Genomic DNA, 24,609 nt, shown 5'->3' on the forward strand with positions numbered 1-24,609 from the left:
GGTTGATAGGTTCGAGGTAGAAGCGTGGTGACACGTGAAGCTGACGGATACTAATCGATCGAGGACTTAACTAAATTCTTTTAGATCGTCCGTTGATAACACTCTTATTTAGTTTTTAGGGTATAAACCTAAATAAGTTGTCTGGCAGTAACAGCGAAGAGGTCACACCTGTTCCCATACCGAACACAGAAGTTAAGCTCTTCAGCGCCGATGGTAGTTGGGACTTTGTCCCTGCAAGAGTAGGACGCCGCCAGGCTGCTTTTTTTATACCGTTTTTTTGTATGAAATATTATGGTATAGTACATAGTAATGACGAGCACAGGCATGTTTGATTATACTACCTTGAATAACTTATATTATATTATTCCACAGTAGCTCAGTGGTAGAGCAATCGGCTGTTAACCGATCGGTCGTAGGTTCGAATCCTACCTGTGGAGCCAAAAAACGCTTCCATAGCTCAGCAGGTAGAGCACTTCCATGGTAAGGAAGGGGTCGTCCGTTCGAATCGGATTGGAAGCTCTTGAGATAAAAGGCTTTTCTCTTATTTGGAGAAAAGCCTTTTTCTTTTCAGTGTCGAAAAAGTGAAGGGTTTTACTTTTCCCTATCTTCTTGTCCTTTAAAGAAATCTGAAAAATAGTAATCTAATTTCATGGTTTTCACATTTTCTTTAAAGATCTTTAGATTTATGGATGAAAACCATTGTCCAAATGAAGTTTTTGGTGTAATCTTGTCCATGAGTAGGTCCTTTATTTTTGGATTTGGATGGGTTACCACCTGACTATATCCATAATAAAGGACTTTTTCTTTGTATAACAATAAATTAGTAAACACTTTGGGTGTTTTAATATTTTGTTTTATTTAATGCAACGTTAGTGAGCCTCTTTATACTAAAATTTACATTACCCATACTGAATGCTATATTAATATGAGCTATATATATTTATTAAGATAGGAGATATTATGAGAACAAAACAGCATAAGCTAATCTTTACTATATTAATAATCTATACAGCTATGGTATTATACTTTCTGTTTTTTGGTGTTGGTAGATCTGGTGCAGCAGTAGGCAATCACGAATATCAATTTAATTTAATTCCGAATATAATTTCTTTCAGATTTCCAACCATTTCAGATTTGAAATATTTTCCACGTGGGTTTTTTGAATTAGGTAATTTTGCAGGATTTATACCTTTTGGTATATTGATTCCTATACTATATCGTTGTAATTTTTTCAGGTTTATTTCATTGTTTTTCTTGTCAATCCTGATAATAGAAACCGTGCAAATGCTAACTTTTCTCGGTAGCTTTGATATAAATGATGCAATAGTGAATTCATTAGGTGCAGCAGTAGGATTTTGTGCATACAAAATTGGATTTCGTTTTAAGAGTATTCGGAAAAAACTTGTTGTCACGGTTATGTCTGTTGTTATCCTTTCAATAGGAGTAATAGGTTTTTCGGATTTGCTAAACAAATCTTTCACAAAAAAAGAAGGGCCCATTATAGCTTTAAATGAACTGGAAAGCAATAGAAATGTACCAATGGATAAAAATCTCCAAAGTTTCGAAATTGAACATGAAATAATTGAACCGAAAATAAACTTGTATGGTAGCGAAGGCGATAATATGGAAATATTCACCTATGCATTTGGTGGTAAAGATATTGTGCTTTCTTTAAACTATGGGATTCCTGATAATGCTAGTGACTATGATGGTAAGGTAATTATTTCTGTTGATGGGAAAGAGGTAGCAACCAGTCCTATGGACAAAGAATATAGAGGCCCAAACTCTTCCGAAACTATTATGGACAAGGTAAATGAACTTACAATAACAATTAAAGGGAATGTAAAGTTATGGGATGTTACATTTAATTTATATATCTACAAAATAATTTCCGCTTTAAATATATGTAGTCAAAGTAAGGTGTTAGTGTATAGCAAGTCAAAGGTGATTACTCTTGATATGACTCCACGCCATCGTTGGAAGATATTAATTAATGTTACAAGAAGATTAGTCGAGGCTGGAAAGTTACTAGGAATTGAAGTGCTTAACCACTTAGTAGTAAATAGCGATAACATTTTTACTAGCCTGAAAGAAAGCGGCTATATTTAAAAGGGAGAAACAACCCCCTTTTTTTCTTTAAGATATATATGGCATTTAATAAATGTAGGTTTTGTACTATGATTATTAGAGTTAATATATTACCAGAATATGGATTCATTCATAATGAGGTGTTTTTATTCAATAAATTTCTCAAAGATTGTTCAGCTAAGCACCAGATTGTTAAAAATGTACTCATATTAAAAACCATGGAATCACCTAGCTTTAGGTGTTCCGTGGTTTTGATGAAGTGTGTTTGAACTTTATACTTTAGCTGCCCAAATTTCTATTTCAATTTTTATCTCAGGTAAACCTAACTCAGCAATATATCCAATCGTCATTGCTGGAAAATCATTGCTAAATAATTGCTCCCACTCTGAATAAAAAAAGTCCCAATCAATTTTCTCAGTAGCCCATACGTTCACTTTTACAATGTTTTCAGCACTTAATCCCTCAGAATCTATCACTGTTTTTATATTGATAAACGTATTACTCACTTGTTCATTCATAGCTTTTGGAAATTGTCCATTTCGATCTACACCGACTTGACCTGATGTAACGTATAACTCTGCATTCCTTGGAATTTTTGTAATATGTGTGTAATTGCCAACTGGTGCAGTCATACTTGTTGGGTTTTTCCTTGTGATTTTTTCGTTTTCCATTTATTTACCTCGCCATTTAAAAGATTTTTCTGCAGTTTTGCCTAGAAAGTCAAATTCAGACACACTTCACCCTTGAAATGACTTCTAGAAAAAAACAGCAGTGGAGTATCCATATCCGATAGATAAAAATTTAAGTGATTTTTTCTTCATAGGTGAACACTCCTCTCTCATAAAATGATAAGACTTTTGATAATTATTATTTTATAGGAAATAGGTTTTTTGTGCAACTTAAATATTGATCTAGGGTTTACTCTACAAAACGACCCGTTTTTTGTCCATACTAAAATCAATACATATTTATTTGAAATGAAATTTTTTTAAAAGAGTTTATTAATTGTATGTAACTGTACTCTATTTTCAGTGACGAAACAGTGACGACTTCGTGGTGTTATATGTCGTTTATGTTCAATTGCTTTTCTAAAAATATTGATTTTGCTGGTTTTTAGTCGCAAATGTCGCTTATATTTTTTTGATATACCCATGGTAAGGAAGGGGTCGTCCGTTCGAATCGGATTGGAAGCTCTTGATGAAACGCTTGTCCTGTAAGGGATGAAGCTTTTTTTGTGTTTGTAATGAATATAAAACACTTTAATTAACTACCTAATTTTTTCCTTATTTGAATTTAGTAATAAATAGTACTAAAACATTTATAATAAACATTTTTCACCTTGGATAAATTCACGATAAATAACATGGTTCCTTATTAACTAACAGATACATATAATATGAGAATTATGGTATTATAATGGTATAATAAATGAATGGAGGTCTTGCCGTTGATTATAAAGTCATCTACCTCGTTAAGAAATGATTATAATTCCATTTCTAAATTGGCACATGAGAAAGAGAAACCTGTTTATATCACTAAGAACGGAGAAGGTGATCTTGTTCTCATGAGTATTGATGCATTTGAAAAAAGGGAAGCGATCATAGATTTAAAAGAAAAACTATTAGTAGCTGAAGAACAGCGATTAAATGGTGATAAAACGACATCACTTGATTCTGCTCACCAAAGAATCAAGGAGAGAATTGATGAAAAACTATAATGTAGAACTACTTCCAGCAGCTGACGATGACCTTGATGATATTTTTAATTATATTTTATTGGATAATCCTGAAGCTGCGAATGAAATATTGGATCGTATTATGACTTCTTTAAAGCACCTTGAAATATTTCCGTATGCTGGTTCGAAAATAATGGAAGAAAGTCTAAATCACTTCGAATTTCGGATGGTTATTTCTGAACCTTATATTGCCTTTTATAGAGTTATTGAAAATACTATATATATTTATAGAATATTGCATGGAGCAAGGGATTATATTCAGATATTAAGAAACAAAAGGTAAACTGTGTAATTGTATAGGTTTAGGAAAAACAACTATTCTAATTTGGCTGTGTTTTGCAAAACACACTGGCAACCTATATATTGATATTTCTTAAGGATATGTAAAAAGTAACTTTCAACTTGTTTCTATTTTGAAAGTCACTTTTTGCATGGAAATGATTGCTTGTATACAGAGATGCATTATCGATTATGTAAAGAGTCTTCGTTCTTCGAATGTTATGGAGTCAGCCAAGTAGGATAAGGGTGCGTAGAAAGCAATTAACGCTTTTAATGCACCCTAATTCATTGGGCTTCAAAACATATACGAATCACTTGATAGCTTTGCTACTTGCGCCACTTGACATTAATCGATGCGGGGATTCTCTATATGGTGACCAAAAAGGCCAAAAAAATTATAGAGTGGTTGATCTAAATGGAGAAACGATTTTAGAGGTTATTCGCATTGAACAAATAATTCGAGAGGAAGAAGAAGGAGTTAACTACATTATTCGTAGCCCAGAAGACGGTGCAAAGATAGCGTCTCGCTTCATTGGTCGTGATGATCGTGAAGTGTTTTTTGTTATGTGTTTAAATGCGAAAAATAATGTTATCGCAGTTCATCGTTGTCATGTTGGTTCGTTAAATTCTGCACTCATTCATCCACGTGAGGTGTTTAAATCAAAGGAGAGAAACATAAAAATGAAATTTCCGAGCGTTGCAACTAATCGAAAGCTTATCACTAGCACAGGGATTAATAAAAAAATATCGGATATGACTAGTGTTTTACAAAGGTTTTGGGCAGCAGATAGATGGGATATAAGAATTTGCCCACATCCTAGTGCGGTTGAGTTAAGTAAGAATCCATCATTAAAAAATCGGTGGGTAAATTTTGATAAAGTAGAAAACATCTGGTTAAAAACAGAATTAAAATACTTTTATTATATTCACTTAAATAATGGAACATGGAATGCAAAATCTGTTTGGATTAGAAAAGGAACAGTGATAAGCCGAATGTTAGGATTTTTAAATTTAAATTATCCTGACATTACATCTTAACTGAAGTGCCTATAAAAAAGGCTTTGTCGGAATACCGAACTTACTTAGCAGAACAAGGAGTAAGAACTACGACTACAAATTACAAGCTTGATATAAATCAAAAAAAATTCCTGTATATGCGAACTCCTACTACGTTACTAATCTTAAACAGTTTATGGAGTTCTATGAGGATTTCTATTTTGATGGCGATGAATGGGAGAAAGATGTTTGGAATCGAAGAAAACTTTCATTACCAGAAGATAAGATAAATCCAACATCCTATGAATACACAATCAATTTTAAGGGGTTTGAAAATGATTATTTTAAAGAATTAGTAAAGCGATATTGTAAGTTAATGTTAAATACACGCAGCTTTTCTCATGTTGTTGATACAGCATCAAGATTAAAAGAGTTTTTTAATTTTATAAACAAAAATTGTAAAGGCAAACGAAGGATTCATCAATTAACTAGAAATGAAGTTGAGCAATATTTTAATTATATTAATTTAAAAGGTTTAAAATCTAGTACCGTAACCGGACGAATATCTACATTAGACGTTTTTTTTACTACAATTCAAAGGTATGACTGGAAGGATACGTCTTCCAAAATCCTTATCTTCCAAGAAGATTATCCTAAAGTACCGAAGGCACTACCACGTTATATTGATGAACATATACTCGAACAATTAAATGGGAAATTAGATAAATTGGAACCTAATATTGCCACAATGGTTATGGTACTTCAAGAATGCGGAATGCGTATCAGTGAACTTTGTACATTGAAAATAGGGAGCGTCATAACCGATAAAGAAGGGGATTGCTTTTTAAAATATTACCAATGGAAAATGAAGAAAGAGCATATCATTCCTATTTCAATGCACAAGCACTTCCCAATGGCTATTGTCGTTTACCAGTAATTGCTGGACCTTGTCCTCATGCAAATGCTTGTTTAGATTGTACGAATTTCTGTACAAGTAAACAATTTCTAAATGAACATGAAGAACACTTAGACCGAACTAAAGAAATACTAAATAGGGCTAAACAGAACCAATGGCAGCGTCAGGTTGAAACTAACGAACGTGTTAAAAATAGATTAGAACAGATTATTCATTCGTTAAAGGAGACGAATTAAGTTGACTAGAAAAAGTAACACAACTGCTATAATTCAACTATCAAAGAAAAGTCGGAGAAAACAAGAATTAGGGTTGAAAAGACGATTTCAGAGATGGCATTGAAAAAAGAGAAGATTAATTTTAATTCCGTTGCACAAAAAGCAAATGTTTCAAAGTCATGGCTTTACAAACAAAAAGATATTAGAACTAGAGTGGAGACATTAAGAGGGATGCAAATAAGTGAGTTAAGCCCTCGTAAAACTAGTAAAAGTGTCCGTTCAGAGGAATTATTAATAAAGACCTTAAAAAACCGTATAAAGGCACTAGAAGAAGAAAATAAACAGTTAAAGGATCAAGTTCAAAAATTACATGGCAAGTTGTTTTAGCTTTTTCGGTTTTCTTACTTTTAAATAGAAATTCAATGAATAGGTAATGTTTTTAGTGTTATTTTGAAATAAATTTATTTCCATATAGAGGTGGATTCTGTGGCTAAAATTGACAATGTGCTAGCGATTCTATGGATGCTTAGTTCAGGTGAAAAAATTACTGCGAAACAAATTTCGGAAAAGTTAGAGATTAATATAAGGACTGTGTATCGTTATATTGATACACTTTCAATAAGTGGTGTACCTATAATTTCAGAAGCAGGACATAATGGTGGATACACTTTATTGAACAATTTTATTGAAGCTCCTCTTTTTTTTGATTTAGAGGAGCAAACCTCGCTATTTCACGCTGCTATTTTTGCAGAAGAAGCCGGGTATTATGGTAGTGAAGCACTAAATAGGGCTATTTCAAAGCTAAGAAAATATTCGAATCAAGAGCAGGAAACAAAGATAAATCAACATTTAACTAGTCTTGAAGTAATAAGTCGATTAAGTTCCCTCGCTATGGAACCTTTTTTGAAGGAGTTGGAGCAGGCTGTAGCTGACGGATACTCTATAAAAATTCTATATCATAAAAGTGGCGAAGAGCAATCAAAGTATAGATTGGTTGATCCGTACAGAATTATTTATTGGAATAATAAGTGGTATTTGATTGGATTTTGTCATCTCAGGAATGATATCCGTAGTTTTAGAGTAGATCGAATTGAAAGTCTAATGCTAACCAAAAATAAGTTTAACCAGCCAGAAAATTTTTCAGCACGTGACTTTTTTATGAAAAACCTCCTTCCAACTATAGAAGAAAAAGAAGGGATTATTTCTTTAGTTATTAATGGAAATACAAGTGCGTTGGATGATATTTGCCAACATTGGTTTTTAGGACATTATTTACAAGAACGGACTTCAAATCAAGCAGTATTTCTTCTTGAAAAAGATATGATACATAAATATGTACCATATTTATTTTTACCGTATGGTAAATCTATTCAAGTTATTGAAGTTCTGTCGGATTTAATAAAATTTCATCAAGTATAATACAACTTCCCTGACGTTAGCTGTCAGGGAAGTTGTATTATACTAGGTATATCAATTGGGATTGGAGTGTTATTTAATGCAAACAAAAAAAGTTTATCTTTATGTATTTAATACAATGTCAGACTGGGAATATGGATATTTAATTGCTGAACTAAACTCAGGAAGATATTTCAAAAAAGATTTAGCACCTTTAAAAGTAGTCACAGTGGGAGCTAATGAAGAAATTATTACTACAATGGGAGGACTGAGCATAAAACCAGATATTTCCTTTGATGAATGTACTCTTGAGAGTAAAGACCTATTAATTTTACCTGGAGGGACTACTTGGGGGGAAGATATTCATCAACCTATCATGGAAAGAATTGGCGAAGCTTTAAAACTTGGCACTATTGTTGCTGCAATTTGTGGTGCAACTGAGGGTCTCGCGAATATGGGATACCTAGATTCTAGAAAGCATACAAGTAATAACTTAGAGTATACTAAAATGGTGTGTCCTAATTATAAAGGAGAAAAATTTTATGAGATAGGACCTGTGGTATCTGATGCGAATTTAGTTACTGCATCAGGAGTAGCACCTCTGGAATTTGCGATGGAAGTACTGAAAAAATTAGATGTATTTGCACCAGATACATTGCATTCATGGTATAACCTAAATAAGACTCATAAACCCGAATATTTTTTCCAGTTAATGGACTCAATAAGTAGATGAGCTAAAAAAATAAACTTAGCAGTTTAATATTAGTTTAAATAATTACCATGCTTTAGACGATGTCTAAAGCATATTTTTTTATATAACTTAAAATAAAGACCTTAAAAAGCAGTATAAATCCAACTTGATCTTTCGCTCTTTTTACCTGTTTTTGATAAAATAAGTAATTTAATTATGCCGACTCTGAAGACATGTAGTCAAAGTAAAGAGATTGCTATCATAATATTTTTTTCACTTTACTATTGATATAATCCTACACCATCGATGGAAGACATTAATGTTACAAGAAGGTTAGTTGAGGCTGGAAAGTTACTAGGCATCGAAGTACTTGACCATTTAGTAGTAAATAGTGATAACAGTTTTACTAGCCTAAAAGAAATAGGCTATATTTAAAAGGGAGATACAGTTCCCTTTTTCTCTTCAAGATATATGTGTATATGGTATTTAATAAATGTAGGCTTTGGCAATACGATTATTAGAGTATGGGTTCATTGCATATTGAGGTTTTTAATTCAATAATTAATGGTATAAATATTAAGTAAAAAAGCACAGAGCTAAATCTGTGCTTTTTAATGGTACAAGCTGTTCTCTTTATTCCGCAGTTGCGCCCGTTTGAGGAAGATAATGTCGGGAGATTTCCGCAAACCCCCTCGAAAATGGAACACCAACATCTCATTCACTATTTCTTCGCATCTTAGAAACCCCAGCTACCATGTCTGAACACCGGTTCCCGAGCCCCATTTTCATGGACGCCATCGATGTCCATATCAGCTGTGCCAATCATAAAGTCGACGTGAGTAATGCTCGTATTAATACCCTTCTCTTCCAGTTCTTCTTTTTCCATTTCTAAGCCGCCTTCGATATTAATTGGATACGCACTTCCAAGAGCTAGGTGAGTTGAAGCATTTTCGTCGAGAAGTGTGTTATAAAAAGTAATATTCATATCAGAAATGTGCGACTTGTAAGGGAGAAGTGCAATTTCGCCGATATAAGAAGCTCCTTCATCACTTTCAAGCAAACGCTTCAGAGTTTCTTCGCCTTCTCTGGCTTTATACGAGACCACTTTCCCGTGCTCGAACGTCAGTTGAAAATTGTTGATTACTATTCCACCATAATTGAGTGGTCTCGAGCTTGATACTGTACCGTTTACGCCGATTTTTTTCGCAGCTGTGAACACTTCCTCTGTAGGGATGTTGGCAACAAAGTTCACCCCTCCCTTACTTACACTTCCTCCAGCTTCCCAAATATGTGTTTCTGGAAGCTCGATTGTTAAGTCGGTCCCATCAGCTACAAAGTGTAAGGCATGATAGCCTTTTGCATTTAAAACTTGCATCTTTTCATCGAGCGTCTGTAAGTGGTTCTGCCACGCTGTTATGGGATCGAATTCATTCACGCGGGTCGCTGAAAAAATCGCTTCCCATAGTTTATCTACCGCTTCCTGCCCTATTAAGTCAGGAAAGACTCGCTCCGCCCACTTCACCGAAGGCACTGCGACAATCGACCAGCTGACTTTATCGAACTGGGTATAGCTACGGAATTTATGCAATGCTTTGCTTCTCGTTTTATTCTCAATTGAAATTCGATCTGGGTCGATACCCTTCAGCAAATCTGGATCCCCTCCGGATTCAGAGATGCGGAGAAACGCCGCATTGCTTTGTGCTTCTTCTACAAGTGCTTGTGTTTTCCAGTTGGGAAATTCCGAAAAAGACTCTTCAGGGGCGAGCTCAAACCTGAGACGGGTAAGTTCTTCATCGTACCATTCTACGTGCACATGCTTTGCTCCAGCTTTATATGCCTTTTTAGCGACTACACGAACAAAATCAGCTGCATACAGCGGGGAAGTGATATAGAGCGTTTGACCTTTCTGTATGTTGACACCGACTTCTAAAGCGATATCTGCATAGATTTCGATTTTCTTTTTAAATGTTGACATCTTTCTCCCTCTTTCTAAGTCGCATTCTACTGCCATTTCTTCTTTGAGGAATCTTGCACCCTGCTTTTGTCAGAGAATTATGATATTTACTCCTATAAGGAATCTTAAAAATTTAGAGTAGAGACAATCCCCACTTTTTTGGTAAATACGGTCCTTCTTTTCTTCCGCAATAGGCCGTTTGTTACATACAGTTTCTTTATATTTCCATATTAACATCAATACGTTTTCATTTGAAACGAAATTCTTGTATAAGCTTTTATTGATTGTATGTAACTGTCCTCCATTTTAGTTTCAGTGACGACTTCATAGTTAAATATGTCGTTTATGTTCAATTGATTCTCTAAAAACATTGATTTTGCTGGTTTTTAGTCGCAAATATCGCTTATGTTTTTATCAATTTACCATGGTAAGGAAGGGGTCGTCTGTTCGAATCGGATTGGGATATCTTGATGAAACGCTTGTCCTATAAGGGATGAGGCGTTTTTTGTTTTGGTAATAATTATAAAAAAATAGGTTTTTTTGCCCCAATTGTAACTTAGCAATAAGATAATATTACCGAGAAACAACATTGTCTCTTACTATGCATATAAAATGAATAGAGGGGTAAGCCTGATTCTCCCAGGGACTGCTGCTGGTAGCTTCTGAGATTCGGCCATTGTCGTGTTTCAAATTTTCTTTACATTAACTGATTCGTAAATGGGATTACTATATGAGAAAAGTCATATCAACCATGTATAGCTTGGAATTTATTTTGTTAAATCATTCTCAAGATAGATGTATATACGAGGGGTGAAGAGGTGGCAAAGAACAAATAAGAGATAAGGAATTATTGCAAGTTGGATGATATAAAAAGATCCCGGAAACCGCTTGTCCCGGGTTTGATTGAAAATCATATATTAAACCACCATGTAAAGCCGCCTCGTCAATGCAGCTGTTTTCCAGCGCAAGTAATACTCCTGCAACTTAAACCTAAAGAAACTTCATCATTCATGAAGGATAATTTCATGCAGAGTGTTTTCTACCTGTGTGATCCACACGTCTTTTCGATTTCATCAACATGCCCCAAATGCCTTTCATTTCGCCGATCATAATTGCAAGAAGAATGAGTAATACGCCGAGCCATCTGGATGAAGCTATATATTCGGATAATCCAATATATGCAACGACAACGGATACGGGTAGCTCAATTGCACCTAAAAGCGTAGCTAGGCTTGCAGAGATATGTGGAGTTGACATGGCAAACAAGAGTGGTGTTAATATCATTCCACATAGGGCAAGTCCTCCGGCATAGAGCCATAAACTCCCACCTGCAAGCGCATTGCTGCTTAGTGTCGTATAAGGCGGGAAAATAATAAAGATCAAGATAGCAGCACCTGTAATCATAATTGGTGTCCGGATTGTTGCCGGTACATCAACTGCAACACGTCCACTCACAAAGACAAATGCGGTATAAGAGAATGCCGATCCAATCCCTAGAATGAAGCCAAGGAGCGTCATATTGGCCAGCCCACCATTAAATGCATCTGCTGCAAATAATACACCAACCATGGTTAGGATTACGGACAATGTCGTTTGCCAGCTAGGTCTTTTTTTGTTAAAAATCCATTCAAATAATACACCGACCCATACGAATTGGAATAGTAATACTACAGCTAATGAAGCCGGTAAATATTGCATTGATCCATAATAAAGCACGCTCGTCAGGCCAGTGAAGCTGCCTGTAATCATGAGGGAAACTATTGTTTTAAGCTTAAGTTTTTTAACTGCTAGTGGATGGCGTCTGATGGCAAAAATGCCGATCGTCCAAAGCACTGCAAGAGCAATAATAACCTGTATCACATTAATTTCAGCAAGAGTCCAGCCCGCTGAATAACCTAATTTTACAAATAGTGGGTTCAGCCCAAAAAAACAAGCCCCCACAAGGAAAATAATAATAGCATTGTGACGTTTCATTCGACTTCCTCCAATATTTCTATATTGTAAGTTGCATTTTTCTGTTCTCAGAAGAAAAGAATGCCATTCTTCCTATGATAGCATGGATTAGAGATTGTGGCATGTTCTTTCAATATCTCTCAAGAATAGTGATAAACAGAATATATTAACTGTGAAGATAATACAAATAGTGTATTTGAGGATTTGGAAGCAAGGCAAAAGATGGAATCGATAATGTTAATGGATTAAGCAAGAATCGGGTTGTCAGTAATGTTACTCACCGGATATAGTGTCGCCAACACTATTAACTTGAATTGTTGTTATAGAATAAATTACTAATTCTCTACAACATTTTGACAAATACACTTTCGTATGATTATCTGGATAGTAACTGAATATACGAATCACTAGGGGAGCATATAATTGCTGAGAAAGAAGTGTCTTGACCCTTTGAACCTGAACTAGTTCATACTAGCGTAGGGAAGTGGTAGCTATACTTGATTAGTATCTATTATTCTACCATTCCCTTTACTAGTGGATGGTTTTTTTATGTCTATTATTGTTCTCCTTTTGATAACTATATTCAAAAATACATAAAGGAGTAGAGTGTAATGTTATTTACAGATCGCTTGTTTAAAAAGGTAGAACCTGTTTGGAGCAGTTACTTGGATCATCCTTTTGTCAAAGGAATTGGGGAGGGGACTGTCGATGAAGATAAGTTTATTCATTATATGAGACAGGATTATGTGTATCTGATTGAGTATTCCCGAGTATTTGCTATTGGAAGTGCGAAAGCAAAAGATTTAAAAACAATGACTATATTCGCAAACTTACTACATGGTACGATGAATTATGAGATGGATTTACATCGTGAGTATGCTGCTAAAATCGGCATTTCAAACGAAGAACTGGAAGCAACAGGGCCATCTTCAACGATGACTGCATACACTAGTTATATGATTAGCCAAGCCCAACTTGGTGGAGTGGAAAATTCAATTGCTGCTGTGCTGGCATGTGCGTGGAGCTATAGTTTTATCGGAAAGGAATTAGCCAGGTGGCCTGGAGCATTGGATCATGAGTTATATGGGAATTGGGTAAGAATGTATTCCTCTGATGAATTTGCAAAAATTGCGGAAGACTGCAAGGAATTAATTAATGACATCACAAAAGATAAGCCAGAGGATGAATTAAAGGCATTAGAGGATATTGTATTACGAACAAGTTACTTTGAATATATGTTCTGGGATATGGCAGAAAACATATCTACTTGGCCAGTGAAAGAATTAGCAAGATAACAGACATTAACAACAGTTGTAACTATCACCTGCAGTTGTTCACCAACAGAAACAAGAAGAAGTAACTGCCCAACTCCGATCAAGATAGAGGCAGTTACTTCTTATACTTACAAATAAGGTCACCGCACTTCTTGCGGAAAGTTGTTGCAGTCGACTATTAGCCCTTTCTCTTTTCCAACCTCTTAAAAATCCTGGAAACCCCAAATAGCCCCAGAAAAACAACAAGCCCCAACAAACAAAGATTCACATAATACCAAATCCCATTTCCAAGCAAATCAAGCGGGGTACTGGCTGTTGGTGTCGCAGATAGATATAAATAATTCGAGCCCAGCCATGGATTAACAACAAAACCAATAAACGCAGCATAAATGAGCAGCAATCCATAAGCCCGTAAAGTAGATTTTAATGTAACCTTCACCGAACTTGTAAGCAGGAGGAAAATACTAACCCATGAAATAGCCGTATGATGTAGAAAAAATTTCCAAAAACGAAAATGTGGAAAATCATAAGGTAATTCAGGAGTAACCAATGCTGCAAATGCCGGGATAAAACCGATGAAAAAAGTAAGATTAATCAATGCTTTATTATGTGTAACAAGTGCAATTGCCCCAGTGATACTTGCAATACCACAAAGATGCAGAGGAATATGCTCCCGCAAGCTCCAAATTCCATTAGTTATTGTATAGATTTGATAGGATATTTCTGATAAAACAAGGATGGCGAATAAGAGCCAACGTAAAATATTGTACAAACCATTGTTATTTTTGATTTTTTTATAAGTAAGCAATAATAGCATGAGACCCACAAAATAGATCACCAGCATGGTCATATGGCTGGTTCCGAATGCGATAAAAGGATCCCCGTGCTGCTCGTTAAACCAATCACTCATAAAAAACCCCCTCTAATCAAAAAACAGATACCTACTACTATTATATATGTAGTAAGTACCTGTTTCATCTATTATTTCTGCTGAAATTTAGCCACCGATAATGTGATAGCCTGAATCAACATGTAACACTTCCCCGGTTACTCCTCTGGAAAGTTCACTCATAAAGAATAAAGTTGCATCTCCAACCTGATCCTGATCCACATTTCTGCGTAATGGAGCTTTTTCTTCAATAATTCCTGCCTTTTCATTAAATCCTGATACGCCTTTAGCTGATAATGTGCGAATAGGCCCTGCTGAGACTGCGTTTACGCGAATGCCATACTTTCCTACATCCTCTGCCAAATACCGCACGCTGGCTTCTAAAGATGCTTTTGCAACACCCATCACATTATAATTTTTAATAACACGTTCTGAACCAAGGTAGGTTTGTGTTACAATACTGCCACCCTCAGTCATAACTTCCTTAGCAGCTTTTGTGACTGCTACCAATGAATATGCGCTTATTTCCTGAGCCATTAGGAAACCCTCGCGTGAAGTGTCAGCATATTCGCCCTTCAATTCATCCCTGTTTGCAAAAGCTACAGAGTGTACCAGTCCATGAATAACGCCAGCTTTTTCCTTAATTTCATTAAAAGCCTCTGTAATACTTTCATCGTTTGCCACATCACATGAAACTATTAATTTTGGTTCTATTTCATTTTTTTCCAAAAGCTTTATTAGTTTTTGATAGGATCTTTCCTGTCTGTTTGTAAAAATTAAATTAGCACCTGCATTATGTAGTGACTTTGTAATTCCCCATGCAATGCTTCGTTCGTTCGCAACACCCATTACTACTATATTTTTGCCTTGTAATAATCCTGGCATTCTTGCACCTCCAAAATGTATTTCTATTTTATCCATTATAACCTACTTTTTTATTATAAAGAAACCATTGTATGAAAAAACCCGGCTTTATAAATGCGTCCACTCCTTCTTTTTATACCTATTTTAACAATAACTGCTGTTTTTAATTAAAAAAATGCATTTTCCTCTTTACAAAGTTTGCATAACTGGTTATAATAAAAATCGTTGGTTTGAGACAGGTATTAAAATTAATGTTGAAAATACTTGTTTTTTGTATAATAATTTCATGATGGCCCGTTGGTCAAGCGGTTAAGACACCGCCCTTTCACGGCGGTAACACGGGTTCGAATCCCGTACGGGTCACCAACATATGGAGGATTAGCTCAGCTGGGAGAGCACCTGCCTTACAAGCAGGGGGTCGCAGGTTCGAGCCCTGCATCCTCCACCATCATTTTTGCCGGCCTAGCTCAATTGGTAGAGCAAGCCGTTAACTTCATCGAGTAAGCTACTAAGTGTAGGCTTGCGAGGAGTGCGACTTCATCGAAATCACTTGCAACACGACGAGCATGGTTTTCGAGCAATACTTCTACCGAATAAGCTACGAGTAACCTCGATGCATTCACTTCCTGAATAAGCTGGAAGAAGCAGAGGTAAATAGCCGTTAACTTCATCGAGTAAGCTACTAAGTGCAGGCTTGCGAGGAGTGCGACTTCATCGAAATCACTTGCAACACGATGAGCATTCATAATGAACAATCCATCTAAATAAGAGAATTACTTTTTTAAAGCCGGCCTAGCTCAATTGGTAGAGCAACTGACTTGTAATCAGTAGGTTGGGGGTTCAAGTCCTCTGGCCGGCACCATTTTTGTTTTTATGTATAATAAAATAAAAATAGTTAACAATACATGCGGAGGGGTAGCGAAGTGGCTAAACGCGGCGGACTGTAAATCCGCTCCCTCAGGGTTCGGCAGTTCGAATCTGCCCCCCTCCACCAGTTTTATTGTTGGGCTATAGCCAAGCGGTAAGGCATCGGGTTTTGATCCCGTGTATCCTAGGTTCGAATCCTAGTAGCCCAGCCATTTTTTTATTTTTGGTGACTTTTTCAGTTTACATATAAGAAACAAGGATATATAGCATGAGCCATTAGCTGGCAGCTAATATCACCGGAACAACTTGCAACACGACGAGCATCCAAGATACACGCTCTTTAAAACTTAAGAACACTCATAAAACATGAGCCATTAGCTCAGTCGGTAGAGCATCTGACTTTTAATCAGAGGGTCGGAGGTTCGAATCCTCCATGGCTCACCACTTTTTAATCGAAAAGTAAAGGTTTTAAATATCATACATATAGTAATATCAAATAAACAAGGTTGTTATAAATGCAGCAACCTTGTTTATTTGCATTTTATGCTATTTTTTAACATAATAGATACAGTTATTTTTTATCCTATAACAATATACCTATAAATTAAGATAGGATAGCTTTTATTAAAATCCATGTTTTTCTACGATATGGAATGGTACTTTCGTGTTATAATTATTAATTAGGATAGTACTATAATGAAAAATATTAAAACCCTTCACGTTTAAAGATACAATTACGATTATACAAAAGGATGATTTAGTATGAATACTTCCAGAATCCCTGGTTTTTATAATATGACTGTTGAAGAGCGAAGAGAATTATTAATGGATATGCATACTTTCACAGAAGAAGAAAAAGCTCATTTTTTTTCAGGTGAGGCGCTGCCTGCAGAAACAGCAGATAAAATGATCGAGAATGTAATCGGAACTTTTCCATTGCCCTTAGGATTAGGGTTGAACTTTTTGATTAATGGGAAAGAATACAAAGTACCGATGGCAGTTGAAGAACCTTCTGTAGTAGCTTCAGCAAGTTATATTGCAAAAATGGTGAGAGAAGCTGGAGGATTTACTACTGAAGCGACGGAACGGGTTATGATTGGGCAGATTCAGATAGTGGGATCTCCTGATATTCAAGCTGCCAAAGAAGCCCTTTTAAACGAAAAGGAATCTTTAATAGAAGATGCAAATGCTGCTTATCCCAGCCTTGTAGCCAGAGGCGGAGGCGCAGAGGATCTGGAAGTAAGAATACTAAATGAAGCATCTGATTCACCCTATGGTCAAATGATCGTTTTACATTTATATATAAACACTTGTGATGCAATGGGAGCAAATATCATTAATACAATGGTTGAGTCATTGGCTCCTACAGTTGAAAAATTGACGAGTGGAAAGGTTTATTTACGAATTTTATCAAATTATGCAGATAAATGCCTTGCACGCGCACGTTGCGTTATACCTCCTGCATTGCTGGAATCAGAAGGCTTTACAGGAGAAGAGGTTAGAGATGGTGTTGTTCATGCTTTTGAATTCGCAGCATCTGATCCATATCGTGCCGTCACACACAATAAAGGAATTATGAACGGCATTGATCCTATCGTGATTGCGACGGGAAATGATTGGCGAGCGGTAGAAGCGGGTGCCCATGCATATGCAGCTCGCAGTGGACGGTACAGCTCCATGACTACATGGTCCACGGACGAAGCGGGCAACCTGGTAGGAGAACTGGAATTACCTATGTCTGTAGGTACTGTTGGGGGTGCCATCAGGGTACATCCGATGGCAAAAATTGCTCACAGTATATTAGATGTTGAATCTGCTCGAGAATTGGCGCAGGTTATCGTTTCAGTTGGATTGGCGCAAAATCTTGGTGCATTGAAAGCATTAGTAACAGATGGTATTCAAAAAGGTCATATGGCATTACATTCTCGCTCTGTTGCGATCGCAGCAGGGGCCAATGGGGAGATGATTGATATCATTGCAGAACAATTAATTAAAGCAAAAGAAATCCGTGTCGGAAAAGCTAAAGAATTGGTGGAAAATCATACAAAATGAGTGCAGAAAAAGTAACAACAACAGAACAAACAGCTATAGGTATAGCTCATAGTAAATTAATTTTAATAGGAGAGCATGCGGTTGTACACGGGCAACCTGCAATAGCTATTCCTTTTCCATTAGTTGGTGTGGAGACTGTAATTGAACATGTCCCAGGTTCTGTTAAAATTGACAGTACTTTTTATCATGGACCACTTGAACTGGCCCCAATAGCATTAAATGGAATTGTAAACTGTATTAAAGGGACCTTGGATTACCTTGAATTGCCATGTCAGGATTTAATGATTCGAATTAAATCCTCGATACCACCTGGCAAAGGTCTGGGGTCGAGTGCTTCTGTGGCAATATCTGTGGTACGTTCCTTATTTAATTATTCAGAGGTGAATTATTCAGATGAGGAGCTATTAAGGTTGGCTAATATTGCAGAAACCTTTGCACATGGATCGCCAAGTGGGATTGATACACTCACGATTACATCAGGATCTCCTGTATGGTATGAGAAAGAGCATCCAATTGATTTTATAAATCTCAGTGATGACTTTCACTTTGTTGTGGCGGATTCCGGGAGAATCGGCGATACACGTTTGGCTGTCGAATCTGTAGCAGGTTTATTAAAGTCTGCTCCAAGAAGAATTCAAAGGAAGCTGGATCGTATTGGAGAACTGACACATCATGCAAAACATGCCTTAGAGCGAAGAGGTAAGCATATTTTGGGTCAAATGCTAAATGAAGCCCAAAAAGAATTGGAATCGCTTGGTGTTAGTGATGCAGGTTTGAACAAACTTATTCAATTTGCAAGAAAAGAAGGAGCTTTAGGTGCTAAATTAACAGGTGGCGGTAATGGCGGCTGTATTATTGCTTTAGCACAAAATGAAGTTCATTCCAGACAGCTTGCTGAGAAGTTAAGAAATTTCGGAGCAAATGCTGTGTGGCCATTTGTTCTGAAAAAGATGAATAAAGGGGAAGAATGATGAAGGCTACAGCGAAAGCACATACAAATATTGCCTTAATTAAATATTGGGGTAAGCGTGAAGAAAAAATCATACTGCCGACAAACAATAGCCTTTCCCTAACTTTGGACGGATTTTATACAACAACTACTGTTGATTTTCAGGAAGAATTATCAGCGGATATATTTACGTTAAATGATCAATCTATTTCAGGTGTACAATACGATCAAGTTACAAAATTCCTTGACCTTATCCGAAAGTCTGCAGGAAAAGATAATTTATTTGCACATGTTAAATCGATAAATGAAGTTCCCACAGCAGCGGGATTCGCATCATCTGCATCCGGCTTTGCGGCGCTTGCTGCTGCGGGATCAAAAGCTATTGGACTTGGTCTCAGTGATCAGGAACTTTCCCGATTAACACGCCAAGGCTCCGGTTCGGCCTGCCGATCTGTTTATGGTGGGTTTGCAGAATGGGAAATGGGCAAAAAAGCAGATGGTTCCGATTCATACGCTGTGCCTATAGCACCCGCCGATCATTGGGACGTGAGAGTAGCTGCGGTTGTTTTAACTGCTAAAATGAAAAAGGTGTCCAGTCGGGAAGGAATGAAGCGGACTGTAGATACTTCTGCCTTTTATTCCGGTTGGTTAGATGGTATACCTCAAGATCTAAAGCAGCTAAAAGAAGGCATTAAGCACCGTGATTTTGAAAAAGTTGGCCAAACAGCTGAGGCCAATTGTCTAAAAATGCATGCTACGACATTAGGAGCAAATCCTCCATTTACATATTGGCTTGATACTACGATGGCTGTCATGCAAACTGTTCAGGCGATGAGAGCAAATGGAATTTTAGCATATTTTACAATTGATGCAGGTCCGAATGTGAAAGTTTTATATTTGCCGGAAAATGAAAAAAGTGTCGAAAAAACACTCCGCGATATACCTGGTGTGACAGATGTAAGATTAAGTAAACCAGGTCAAGGAATAACCTATTTATAGGGGTTGAAAGATTTTGCTTAATACACCAATGACCATTAAAGTACCAGGGAAATTGATGATAGCTGGAGAATTTGCTGTTCTGGAACCCCATCATAACTTAGTTGTAATGGCTGTTGACAGATTTGTTTATGCAACATTGCAGCAAAGTAGTGAAAATGGCCTTTCATTACAGGATTTCAAGCTTCATGATCTTAACTGGGAATATATAGATAATAATGTGAAGGTCTTTTCAGACGATACACGGATTCGTTTTGTGGAGGATTCAATGGCAATTGCGATGAACTATTTGCGGGAAAAGGATATTACCCCAACTCCTTTCAGGTTATCTATTAAAAGTGAACTGGATGACGCCTCTGGTGTTAAATATGGTTTGGGATCCAGTGCTGCAGTAGTAACATCTGTCATCACTGCCATCTTAAAAAAGTTCCTAAATAATGATCCAACTGCTGCATTGGTTTTTAAGCTTGCGGCAATTTCGCATGTAAAAACGCAAGGAAACGGATCGGGTGCTGATGTAGCTGCATCATCCTACGGGGGATTTCTGCAATATTCTTCTTTTCAAGCCGAATGGTTGCGAGATGCATATTACAATACGAATACATTACTCGAACTTCTAGAAAAAGACTGGACTTATTTTTCTGTACAGCCTCTTGAATTACCGGATAATGTATATGTATGTATTGGCTGGACTGGAAAGCCTGCTTCCACAAAGAAGCTTGTAAATGAAATTTTGAAATTGAAGCTAGATAATCCCGCTCAATTTCAGCAATTTTTGACAAGTAGTGATATTGCTGTAGCGAAGTTTATTCAAGGAATGAAAGAACAAAACACTCCAGTTCTTTTGGAAGGCGTAAAAGAAAACCGGCGTGCATTAGCGACGGTAGGGAACAATGCAAATGTTGAGATTGAAACCCCACTGTTAACGAAGCTATGTGATTTAGCTGAACAGTATGGGGGTGCAGGTAAGCCATCGGGTGCAGGTGGTGGAGATTGCGGTATTGCGTTCATGCCGTCGAAGCAGGAAGCAAATGACTTAATGCAAGCATGGGAACAGGCAGGAATTAAACCACTTACTTTAAAAGTAAATCCACATGGTGCAAGTATCGTCCAGGATGAAAAAGATATTAAAAATTAGTCAGGTAGCATTTTTAAAAAAATAGCGCCTGATTTTTTTATTAAAGTAATTTCATGCATATATATGCATTTTTTTGTCAAGTTGAGTCATAACCCTTGCTTCAGTTAAAATAAAGCAGAAGGAGGCGCTTACAATGAAAAATAAAATGTCGATAATAGGAGTCCCGATGGATTTAGGTCAAAGTCGCCGTGGCGTAGATATGGGACCAAGTGCTATGCGGTATGCAGGTGCGATTGAAAAATTACAGGAATTGCAAATAGATACATATGATTTAGGTGATATTCCGATAAATCGTCCGGATCAAAACAAAATAGAAAATGAGAGTAATTTAAAAAATTTAAAACAGGTATCTGAAGGTAATCAGAAACTAGCCGAAATGGTTGATCTGGAAATTGACAAGGGTCATTTCCCATTAATTTTGGGTGGTGACCACAGTATTGCAATTGGTAGCCTTGCAGGAATTTCCAAGCATTATGAAAATCTGGGAGTAATTTGGTATGATGCCCATGGGGATTTGAATTCAAGTGAAACATCACCATCCGGAAATATTCATGGAATGCCTTTAGCTGCTAGTCTAGGGATAGGAAATGAGGAATTAACAAATCTCTATGGTTATGCACCTAAAATCAAACCAGAAAATATTGTAATTGTCGGTGCTCGGTCACTGGATCCCGGGGAAAAAGAGTTAATTCGCGAAAAAGGTATTAAAGTGTTTACAATGCACGAAATAGATCAAATGGGAATGTCGAAAGTAATGCAGGAAACGATTGACTATTTAAAAGAAAGAACAGATGGGATTCATCTAAGTCTGGATCTTGATGGTCTGGATCCTTCAGAGGCTCCTGGCGTTGGCACACCAGTACTTGGAGGAATGACCTATCGCGAAAGCCACCTGGCCATGGAGATGCTTGCAGAAGCAGATATACTAACATCAGCGGAATTTGTCGAAGTAAATCCAATCCTGGATGATAAAAATAAAACCGCAACAGTGGCAGTGGGATTAATGGGCTCATTGTTTGGAGAGAAACTTAAGTAATTTTAAAGGCTGCTTTCTAAAAAAAATATGTCACAAACAGGGGATATAAAGTGCGACGTAACTTTATTGTGACTTACTCCCACCCTCTAGAAGATAAGTACTTATTCAGCGCTCCAGAAATACACTACGCTTTCCGTGGGCGGCTGGTGAGCCTCCTCGTGCTACGCACTGTGGGGTCTCACCTAAGCCTTTCCTCCCACAGGAGTCTCCGTGTATTTCCTCCGCTGGGATTCGAGTTCTTCCGATGAACTGCATTAGTAATCAATAATCGAAACATAGAACCATCTTACTAGTTCGGGTGAGTGAAGGGCGGTGACTCCTTGAAAATACAGATCTATTTTCTGCGTGCGATGCAGGTGCTGTCGAAGCTTTCCTTGTCCTGCGGGAATAGCACGAGTCCGAAGACCCCGCAGAGTGGTTTTCTCGAGGAGGCTAAGGCCGTGCCCGCGGAAAGCATCCGCCCGGAGCGATCCCGGGCGGCGATTATAGAAGATACATATAACAACCAAGCGCTTACGTCTTCTTTTTTTGGCTTAAAGCAACAGAGCCTAAAAAAGAGCATAAAAAAAGACATTAAATTTCAGGTCATCCGGAATTTGATGTCTTTTACCATATTGTATTTTCTTTAGGTTTTGTAATGCATCTATTGGGCTTCCTTTAGATATTCGTTTATAAGTTTGTCCAGCTTCACACTAGATGAAACGACAACTTCTGAAGTTAATGCATTTGTACTGCTTAATGAGATCATTTCTTTACGACATTTTTCAATTTCTTTCAATAAAATTAATTTACCCACAAAACTGTCCTCCTATCTAGTATACTATATTAAGAAAATACCCACATAATTGCAATAATAAACGCAAAAAAAGTTTTATTTATTTTATGAAACCTTTTGATAGTTAATTACGTAACATAATTACCGCAAAGTAAGCGGGGGGAACCGTATGGATCAAATTATTAGAGAGAAAATTAAACAGGTGAAAAAAGGGGATCAATCTGCCTTTGAGGATGTGGTCTCATTTTTCCAGAACAAAATTTATCAGCATTGTTTTCGGATGCTGGGTAATGCACACGAAGCGGAGGACATGGCACAGGAAGCATTTATTCGTGCCTATGTTAATATTCATTCGTTCGATGATAACAGAAAGTTTTCGACCTGGTTATACCGAATTGCTACGAATTTAACAATTGACCGAATTCGAAAGCGAAAACCAGATTACTTTCTGGATGCCGAAATAAAAGGAACAGAAGGGCTGGATATGTATTCCCAGCTCGCAAGTAAAGAGCGTTTGCCAGATGAAGAAGTGGAAAGCATTGATTTGCAGCGTTATATCCATCAGGAAATTTCAGAACTTCCACCGAAATACCGCAGTATCATTATGCTGCGTTATTTGGAGGAATTTTCGCTTCAGGAAATTAGTGACATCCTGGATATTCCATTAGGCACGGTAAAAACCCGAATCCATCGAGGAAGAGAAGCTTTACGGAAAAGGCTTCGCCACGTGTAAAGGAGTGTATTCCACATGAATTGTAATAATAAGTCAATAGAGCTTATGCATAAATATTTAGATGGTGATTTATCAAAAGGGGAAGAGACGACATTGCGCATGCATCTGGAAGAATGTGAAGCATGTCAAAAGCACTTCCATGAATTGAAGAGAACAATCACACTTATTCAAAGTGCAGAGCATATTTCAGCACCTGCTGATTTTACATCTGCTGTTATGAAGAAGCTTCCTACCGAAAAGAAAAGTATGAAGTATACACGATGGCTCAAAGCACACCCAGTTGTGACAGCTGCTGCCATATTTTTTATATTTATGATGAGTGGTGTATTTTCAATGTATAATCAGAATAGTGAACTGGTTGTCTCCAAACAGGAAAATCTAATTATTCAAGGGGATACAGTTACTGTTCCGGAAGATGTTACTGTTGAGGGGGATCTACTCGTCAAAAATGGAAAATTGATTATAAAAGGAACTGTTGATGGAAATGTTACCTTAATAAATAGTAAGCTAATTGATGAACCAATACAGAGTGAAGGGCTGATGGCTTCAGTTGGCGAAGTAAACGGAGAATTAGAAACGGTTGATCAGGTTTTTGAATGGATTTGGTATAAACTAAAAGACCTATTTGAAGGCGTCTTTGCCTTTTAGGTTCACTATAATTCCCCGGATATTTAATTACATATTCGGGTTTTTTATTAGAGGAAAAATAGATACCTTGATGTTTACATGTTTTACCTGAATTTATGTTATAATATACAGCGTCACTATCTATAATAAGATAGGACTAAATTTGGCTGTTGAAGGATGTGTAAAC

General features: G+C 36.9%; 21 protein-coding genes, 8 tRNA genes, 1 rRNA gene, 4 pseudogenes and 1 riboswitch. Of the genes and pseudogenes, 27 read left to right on the plus strand and 7 right to left on the minus strand.

Features of this window, described 5'->3' with window-relative positions; translation table 11 throughout:
• Positions 1 to 140 precede the first annotated feature (140 nt).
• The 4 genes from rrf (at position 141) to CIL05_RS22695 (ending at position 2,109) form a co-directional block, all read left to right on the plus strand.
• Positions 141 to 256: ribosomal RNA gene (gene rrf, locus CIL05_RS17520) — 5S ribosomal RNA — on the plus strand.
• Between the two features lie 109 nt (positions 257 to 365).
• A tRNA-Asn gene (locus CIL05_RS17525) sits at positions 366 to 440 on the plus strand.
• Between the two features lie 6 nt (positions 441 to 446).
• Positions 447 to 519 (plus strand) — tRNA-Thr (locus CIL05_RS17530).
• A 441-nt stretch (positions 520 to 960) separates the two neighbouring features.
• Complete coding sequence (locus tag CIL05_RS22695) at positions 961 to 2,109, plus strand: VanZ family protein (protein WP_095656844.1); 1,149 nt, start codon at positions 961 to 963, stop codon at positions 2,107 to 2,109.
• A gap of 251 nt (positions 2,110 to 2,360) precedes the next feature.
• On the opposite strand, the gene CIL05_RS17545 is transcribed toward CIL05_RS22695, so the two are convergent.
• Complete coding sequence (locus tag CIL05_RS17545; RefSeq protein ID WP_095656845.1) at positions 2,361 to 2,759, minus strand: RidA family protein; 399 nt, start codon at positions 2,757 to 2,759, stop codon at positions 2,361 to 2,363.
• Positions 2,760 to 3,535: 776 nt separating this feature from the next.
• On the opposite strand from CIL05_RS17545, the gene CIL05_RS17550 reads away from it, so the two are divergent.
• From CIL05_RS17550 to CIL05_RS17585, 8 genes and pseudogenes are all read left to right on the plus strand, one after another.
• Positions 3,536 to 3,805: a type II toxin-antitoxin system Phd/YefM family antitoxin gene (locus tag CIL05_RS17550; RefSeq protein WP_095656846.1), complete on the plus strand. Its 270-nt coding sequence runs from the start codon at positions 3,536 to 3,538 to the stop codon at positions 3,803 to 3,805.
• Positions 3,792 to 4,106 (plus strand): type II toxin-antitoxin system RelE/ParE family toxin, encoded by a 315-nt coding sequence (locus CIL05_RS17555; protein WP_165769164.1) that lies wholly within the window; start codon positions 3,792 to 3,794, stop codon positions 4,104 to 4,106. The genes CIL05_RS17550 and CIL05_RS17555 overlap by 14 nt, the downstream gene beginning before the upstream one ends.
• Before the next feature lie 269 nt (positions 4,107 to 4,375).
• Positions 4,376 to 4,753: pseudogene (locus CIL05_RS22700) on the plus strand (JAB domain-containing protein); the annotation flags it as partial.
• 30 nt (positions 4,754 to 4,783) lie between these two features.
• Positions 4,784 to 6,250 (plus strand): annotated as a pseudogene (locus CIL05_RS17565) (tyrosine-type recombinase/integrase).
• Position 6,251: 1 nt separating this feature from the next.
• A pseudogene (locus CIL05_RS17570) lies at positions 6,252 to 6,616 on the plus strand (DUF6262 family protein).
• A gap of 99 nt (positions 6,617 to 6,715) precedes the next feature.
• Positions 6,716 to 7,648 (plus strand): helix-turn-helix transcriptional regulator, encoded by a 933-nt coding sequence (locus tag CIL05_RS17575; RefSeq protein WP_095656848.1) that lies wholly within the window; start codon positions 6,716 to 6,718, stop codon positions 7,646 to 7,648.
• A gap of 76 nt (positions 7,649 to 7,724) precedes the next feature.
• Positions 7,725 to 8,357: a type 1 glutamine amidotransferase family protein gene (locus CIL05_RS17580; protein WP_095656849.1), complete on the plus strand. Its 633-nt coding sequence runs from the start codon at positions 7,725 to 7,727 to the stop codon at positions 8,355 to 8,357.
• 261 nt (positions 8,358 to 8,618) lie between these two features.
• Positions 8,619 to 8,750: pseudogene (locus tag CIL05_RS17585) on the plus strand (JAB domain-containing protein); the annotation flags it as partial.
• 301 nt (positions 8,751 to 9,051) lie between these two features.
• Here CIL05_RS17585 and CIL05_RS17590 read toward each other — a convergent pair.
• Both CIL05_RS17590 and CIL05_RS17595 read right to left on the minus strand, forming a co-directional pair.
• A complete protein-coding gene (locus CIL05_RS17590; protein ID WP_095656850.1) occupies positions 9,052 to 10,290 on the minus strand; it encodes an aminopeptidase in 1,239 nt (412 codons plus the stop codon).
• 1,002 nt (positions 10,291 to 11,292) lie between these two features.
• The gene (locus CIL05_RS17595) at positions 11,293 to 12,243 is read right to left on the minus strand and encodes an EamA family transporter (RefSeq protein WP_095656851.1); all 951 of its coding nucleotides are present in this window, start codon (positions 12,241 to 12,243) and stop codon (positions 11,293 to 11,295) included.
• A gap of 378 nt (positions 12,244 to 12,621) precedes the next feature.
• Positions 12,622 to 12,722: riboswitch (TPP riboswitch) on the plus strand.
• A 111-nt stretch (positions 12,723 to 12,833) separates the two neighbouring features.
• On the opposite strand from CIL05_RS17595, the gene tenA reads away from it, so the two are divergent.
• Complete coding sequence (tenA, locus tag CIL05_RS17600; protein ID WP_095656852.1) at positions 12,834 to 13,517, plus strand: thiaminase II; 684 nt, start codon at positions 12,834 to 12,836, stop codon at positions 13,515 to 13,517.
• Positions 13,518 to 13,674: 157 nt separating this feature from the next.
• Here tenA and CIL05_RS17605 read toward each other — a convergent pair whose 3' ends face one another.
• Positions 13,675 to 14,406 (minus strand): YwaF family protein, encoded by a 732-nt coding sequence (locus CIL05_RS17605; RefSeq protein WP_095656853.1) that lies wholly within the window; start codon positions 14,404 to 14,406, stop codon positions 13,675 to 13,677.
• Positions 14,407 to 14,493: 87 nt separating this feature from the next.
• Positions 14,494 to 15,270: an enoyl-ACP reductase FabI gene (fabI, locus tag CIL05_RS17610; RefSeq protein ID WP_095656854.1), complete on the minus strand. Its 777-nt coding sequence runs from the start codon at positions 15,268 to 15,270 to the stop codon at positions 14,494 to 14,496.
• Positions 15,271 to 15,540: 270 nt separating this feature from the next.
• Between fabI and CIL05_RS17615 the strand changes: the two genes are divergently transcribed.
• Positions 15,541 to 15,615 (plus strand) — tRNA-Glu (locus tag CIL05_RS17615).
• Positions 15,616 to 15,621: 6 nt separating this feature from the next.
• Positions 15,622 to 15,697: transfer RNA gene (locus tag CIL05_RS17620), tRNA-Val, on the plus strand.
• A 19-nt stretch (positions 15,698 to 15,716) separates the two neighbouring features.
• On the opposite strand, the gene CIL05_RS17625 is transcribed toward CIL05_RS17620, so the two are convergent.
• A complete protein-coding gene (locus tag CIL05_RS17625) occupies positions 15,717 to 15,995 on the minus strand; it encodes a hypothetical protein (protein WP_095656855.1) in 279 nt (92 codons plus the stop codon).
• A gap of 40 nt (positions 15,996 to 16,035) precedes the next feature.
• On the opposite strand from CIL05_RS17625, the gene CIL05_RS17630 reads away from it, so the two are divergent.
• The 10 genes from CIL05_RS17630 (at position 16,036) to CIL05_RS21970 (ending at position 22,916) form a co-directional block, all read left to right on the plus strand.
• Positions 16,036 to 16,111, plus strand: a tRNA-Thr gene (locus tag CIL05_RS17630).
• 47 nt (positions 16,112 to 16,158) lie between these two features.
• Positions 16,159 to 16,243 (plus strand) — tRNA-Tyr (locus CIL05_RS17635).
• A 10-nt stretch (positions 16,244 to 16,253) separates the two neighbouring features.
• Positions 16,254 to 16,328, plus strand: a tRNA-Gln gene (locus CIL05_RS17640).
• Between the two features lie 156 nt (positions 16,329 to 16,484).
• A tRNA-Lys gene (locus tag CIL05_RS17645) sits at positions 16,485 to 16,560 on the plus strand.
• Positions 16,561 to 16,878: 318 nt separating this feature from the next.
• Positions 16,879 to 18,168 carry a hydroxymethylglutaryl-CoA reductase, degradative gene (locus CIL05_RS17650; RefSeq protein WP_095656856.1) on the plus strand — a complete coding sequence of 430 codons (1,290 nt, stop codon included), beginning with the start codon at positions 16,879 to 16,881 and terminating at the stop codon, positions 18,166 to 18,168.
• On the plus strand, positions 18,165 to 19,139 hold the full coding sequence (gene mvk / locus CIL05_RS17655; protein ID WP_095656857.1) for a mevalonate kinase: 975 nt from the start codon (positions 18,165 to 18,167) through the stop codon (positions 19,137 to 19,139). Before CIL05_RS17650 ends, mvk begins: the two co-directional genes overlap by 4 nt.
• Positions 19,139 to 20,116, plus strand: coding sequence for a diphosphomevalonate decarboxylase (mvaD, locus tag CIL05_RS17660; RefSeq protein WP_095656858.1), 978 nt, complete (start codon positions 19,139 to 19,141; stop codon positions 20,114 to 20,116). Before mvk ends, mvaD begins: the two co-directional genes overlap by 1 nt.
• 13 nt (positions 20,117 to 20,129) lie before the next feature.
• Entirely contained in the window at positions 20,130 to 21,251 is a 1,122-nt protein-coding gene (locus tag CIL05_RS17665) for a phosphomevalonate kinase (RefSeq protein WP_095656859.1), read from the plus strand.
• 133 nt (positions 21,252 to 21,384) lie between these two features.
• Positions 21,385 to 22,287, plus strand: a complete 903-nt coding sequence (gene rocF, locus CIL05_RS17670; protein WP_095656860.1) for an arginase — start codon at positions 21,385 to 21,387, stop codon at positions 22,285 to 22,287.
• A gap of 320 nt (positions 22,288 to 22,607) precedes the next feature.
• Positions 22,608 to 22,916 (plus strand): hypothetical protein, encoded by a 309-nt coding sequence (locus CIL05_RS21970; RefSeq protein ID WP_133065309.1) that lies wholly within the window; start codon positions 22,608 to 22,610, stop codon positions 22,914 to 22,916.
• 14 nt (positions 22,917 to 22,930) lie between these two features.
• Here CIL05_RS21970 and CIL05_RS17680 read toward each other — a convergent pair whose 3' ends face one another.
• Positions 22,931 to 23,083, minus strand: coding sequence for an aspartyl-phosphate phosphatase Spo0E family protein (locus CIL05_RS17680; protein ID WP_095656862.1), 153 nt, complete (start codon positions 23,081 to 23,083; stop codon positions 22,931 to 22,933).
• A gap of 148 nt (positions 23,084 to 23,231) precedes the next feature.
• Here CIL05_RS17680 and sigW point away from each other — a divergent pair, with 148 nt between their 5' ends.
• Both sigW and CIL05_RS17690 read left to right on the plus strand, forming a co-directional pair.
• Positions 23,232 to 23,795 carry an RNA polymerase sigma factor SigW gene (gene sigW, locus CIL05_RS17685; protein ID WP_095656863.1) on the plus strand — a complete coding sequence of 188 codons (564 nt, stop codon included), beginning with the start codon at positions 23,232 to 23,234 and terminating at the stop codon, positions 23,793 to 23,795.
• Positions 23,796 to 23,810: 15 nt separating this feature from the next.
• The gene (locus tag CIL05_RS17690; RefSeq protein ID WP_095656864.1) at positions 23,811 to 24,443 is read left to right on the plus strand and encodes an anti-sigma factor family protein; all 633 of its coding nucleotides are present in this window, start codon (positions 23,811 to 23,813) and stop codon (positions 24,441 to 24,443) included.
• The last annotated feature ends 166 nt before the right edge of the window (positions 24,444 to 24,609 follow it).

This window comes from Virgibacillus profundi, assembly GCF_002287375.1.
GTDB classification, from domain to species: domain Bacteria; phylum Bacillota; class Bacilli; order Bacillales; family Amphibacillaceae; genus Virgibacillus_K; species Virgibacillus_K profundi.

Excerpts from the sequence above, each read along its gene's own strand:
- CIL05_RS17605 (WP_095656853.1), bottom strand. The coding sequence starts at position 14,406 with ATGAGTGATTGGTTTAACGAGCAGCACGGGGATCCTTTTATCGCATTC.
- CIL05_RS17595 (WP_095656851.1), bottom strand. The coding sequence starts at position 12,243 with ATGAAACGTCACAATGCTATTATTATTTTCCTTGTGGGGGCTTGTTTT.
- mvk (WP_095656857.1), top strand. The coding sequence starts at position 18,165 with ATGAGTGCAGAAAAAGTAACAACAACAGAACAAACAGCTATAGGTATA.
- CIL05_RS17650 (WP_095656856.1), top strand. The coding sequence starts at position 16,879 with ATGAATACTTCCAGAATCCCTGGTTTTTATAATATGACTGTTGAAGAG.
- mvaD (WP_095656858.1), top strand. The coding sequence starts at position 19,139 with ATGAAGGCTACAGCGAAAGCACATACAAATATTGCCTTAATTAAATAT.
- CIL05_RS17690 (WP_095656864.1), top strand. The coding sequence starts at position 23,811 with ATGAATTGTAATAATAAGTCAATAGAGCTTATGCATAAATATTTAGAT.
- CIL05_RS17555 (WP_165769164.1), top strand. The coding sequence starts at position 3,792 with ATGAAAAACTATAATGTAGAACTACTTCCAGCAGCTGACGATGACCTT.
- CIL05_RS17590 (WP_095656850.1), bottom strand. The coding sequence starts at position 10,290 with ATGTCAACATTTAAAAAGAAAATCGAAATCTATGCAGATATCGCTTTA.
- CIL05_RS17545 (WP_095656845.1), bottom strand. The coding sequence starts at position 2,759 with ATGGAAAACGAAAAAATCACAAGGAAAAACCCAACAAGTATGACTGCA.
- fabI (WP_095656854.1), bottom strand. The coding sequence starts at position 15,270 with ATGCCAGGATTATTACAAGGCAAAAATATAGTAGTAATGGGTGTTGCG.
- sigW (WP_095656863.1), top strand. The coding sequence starts at position 23,232 with ATGGATCAAATTATTAGAGAGAAAATTAAACAGGTGAAAAAAGGGGAT.
- CIL05_RS17625 (WP_095656855.1), bottom strand. The coding sequence starts at position 15,995 with ATGAATGCTCATCGTGTTGCAAGTGATTTCGATGAAGTCGCACTCCTC.
- CIL05_RS17580 (WP_095656849.1), top strand. The coding sequence starts at position 7,725 with ATGCAAACAAAAAAAGTTTATCTTTATGTATTTAATACAATGTCAGAC.
- tenA (WP_095656852.1), top strand. The coding sequence starts at position 12,834 with ATGTTATTTACAGATCGCTTGTTTAAAAAGGTAGAACCTGTTTGGAGC.
- rocF (WP_095656860.1), top strand. The coding sequence starts at position 21,385 with ATGAAAAATAAAATGTCGATAATAGGAGTCCCGATGGATTTAGGTCAA.
- CIL05_RS22695 (WP_095656844.1), top strand. The coding sequence starts at position 961 with ATGAGAACAAAACAGCATAAGCTAATCTTTACTATATTAATAATCTAT.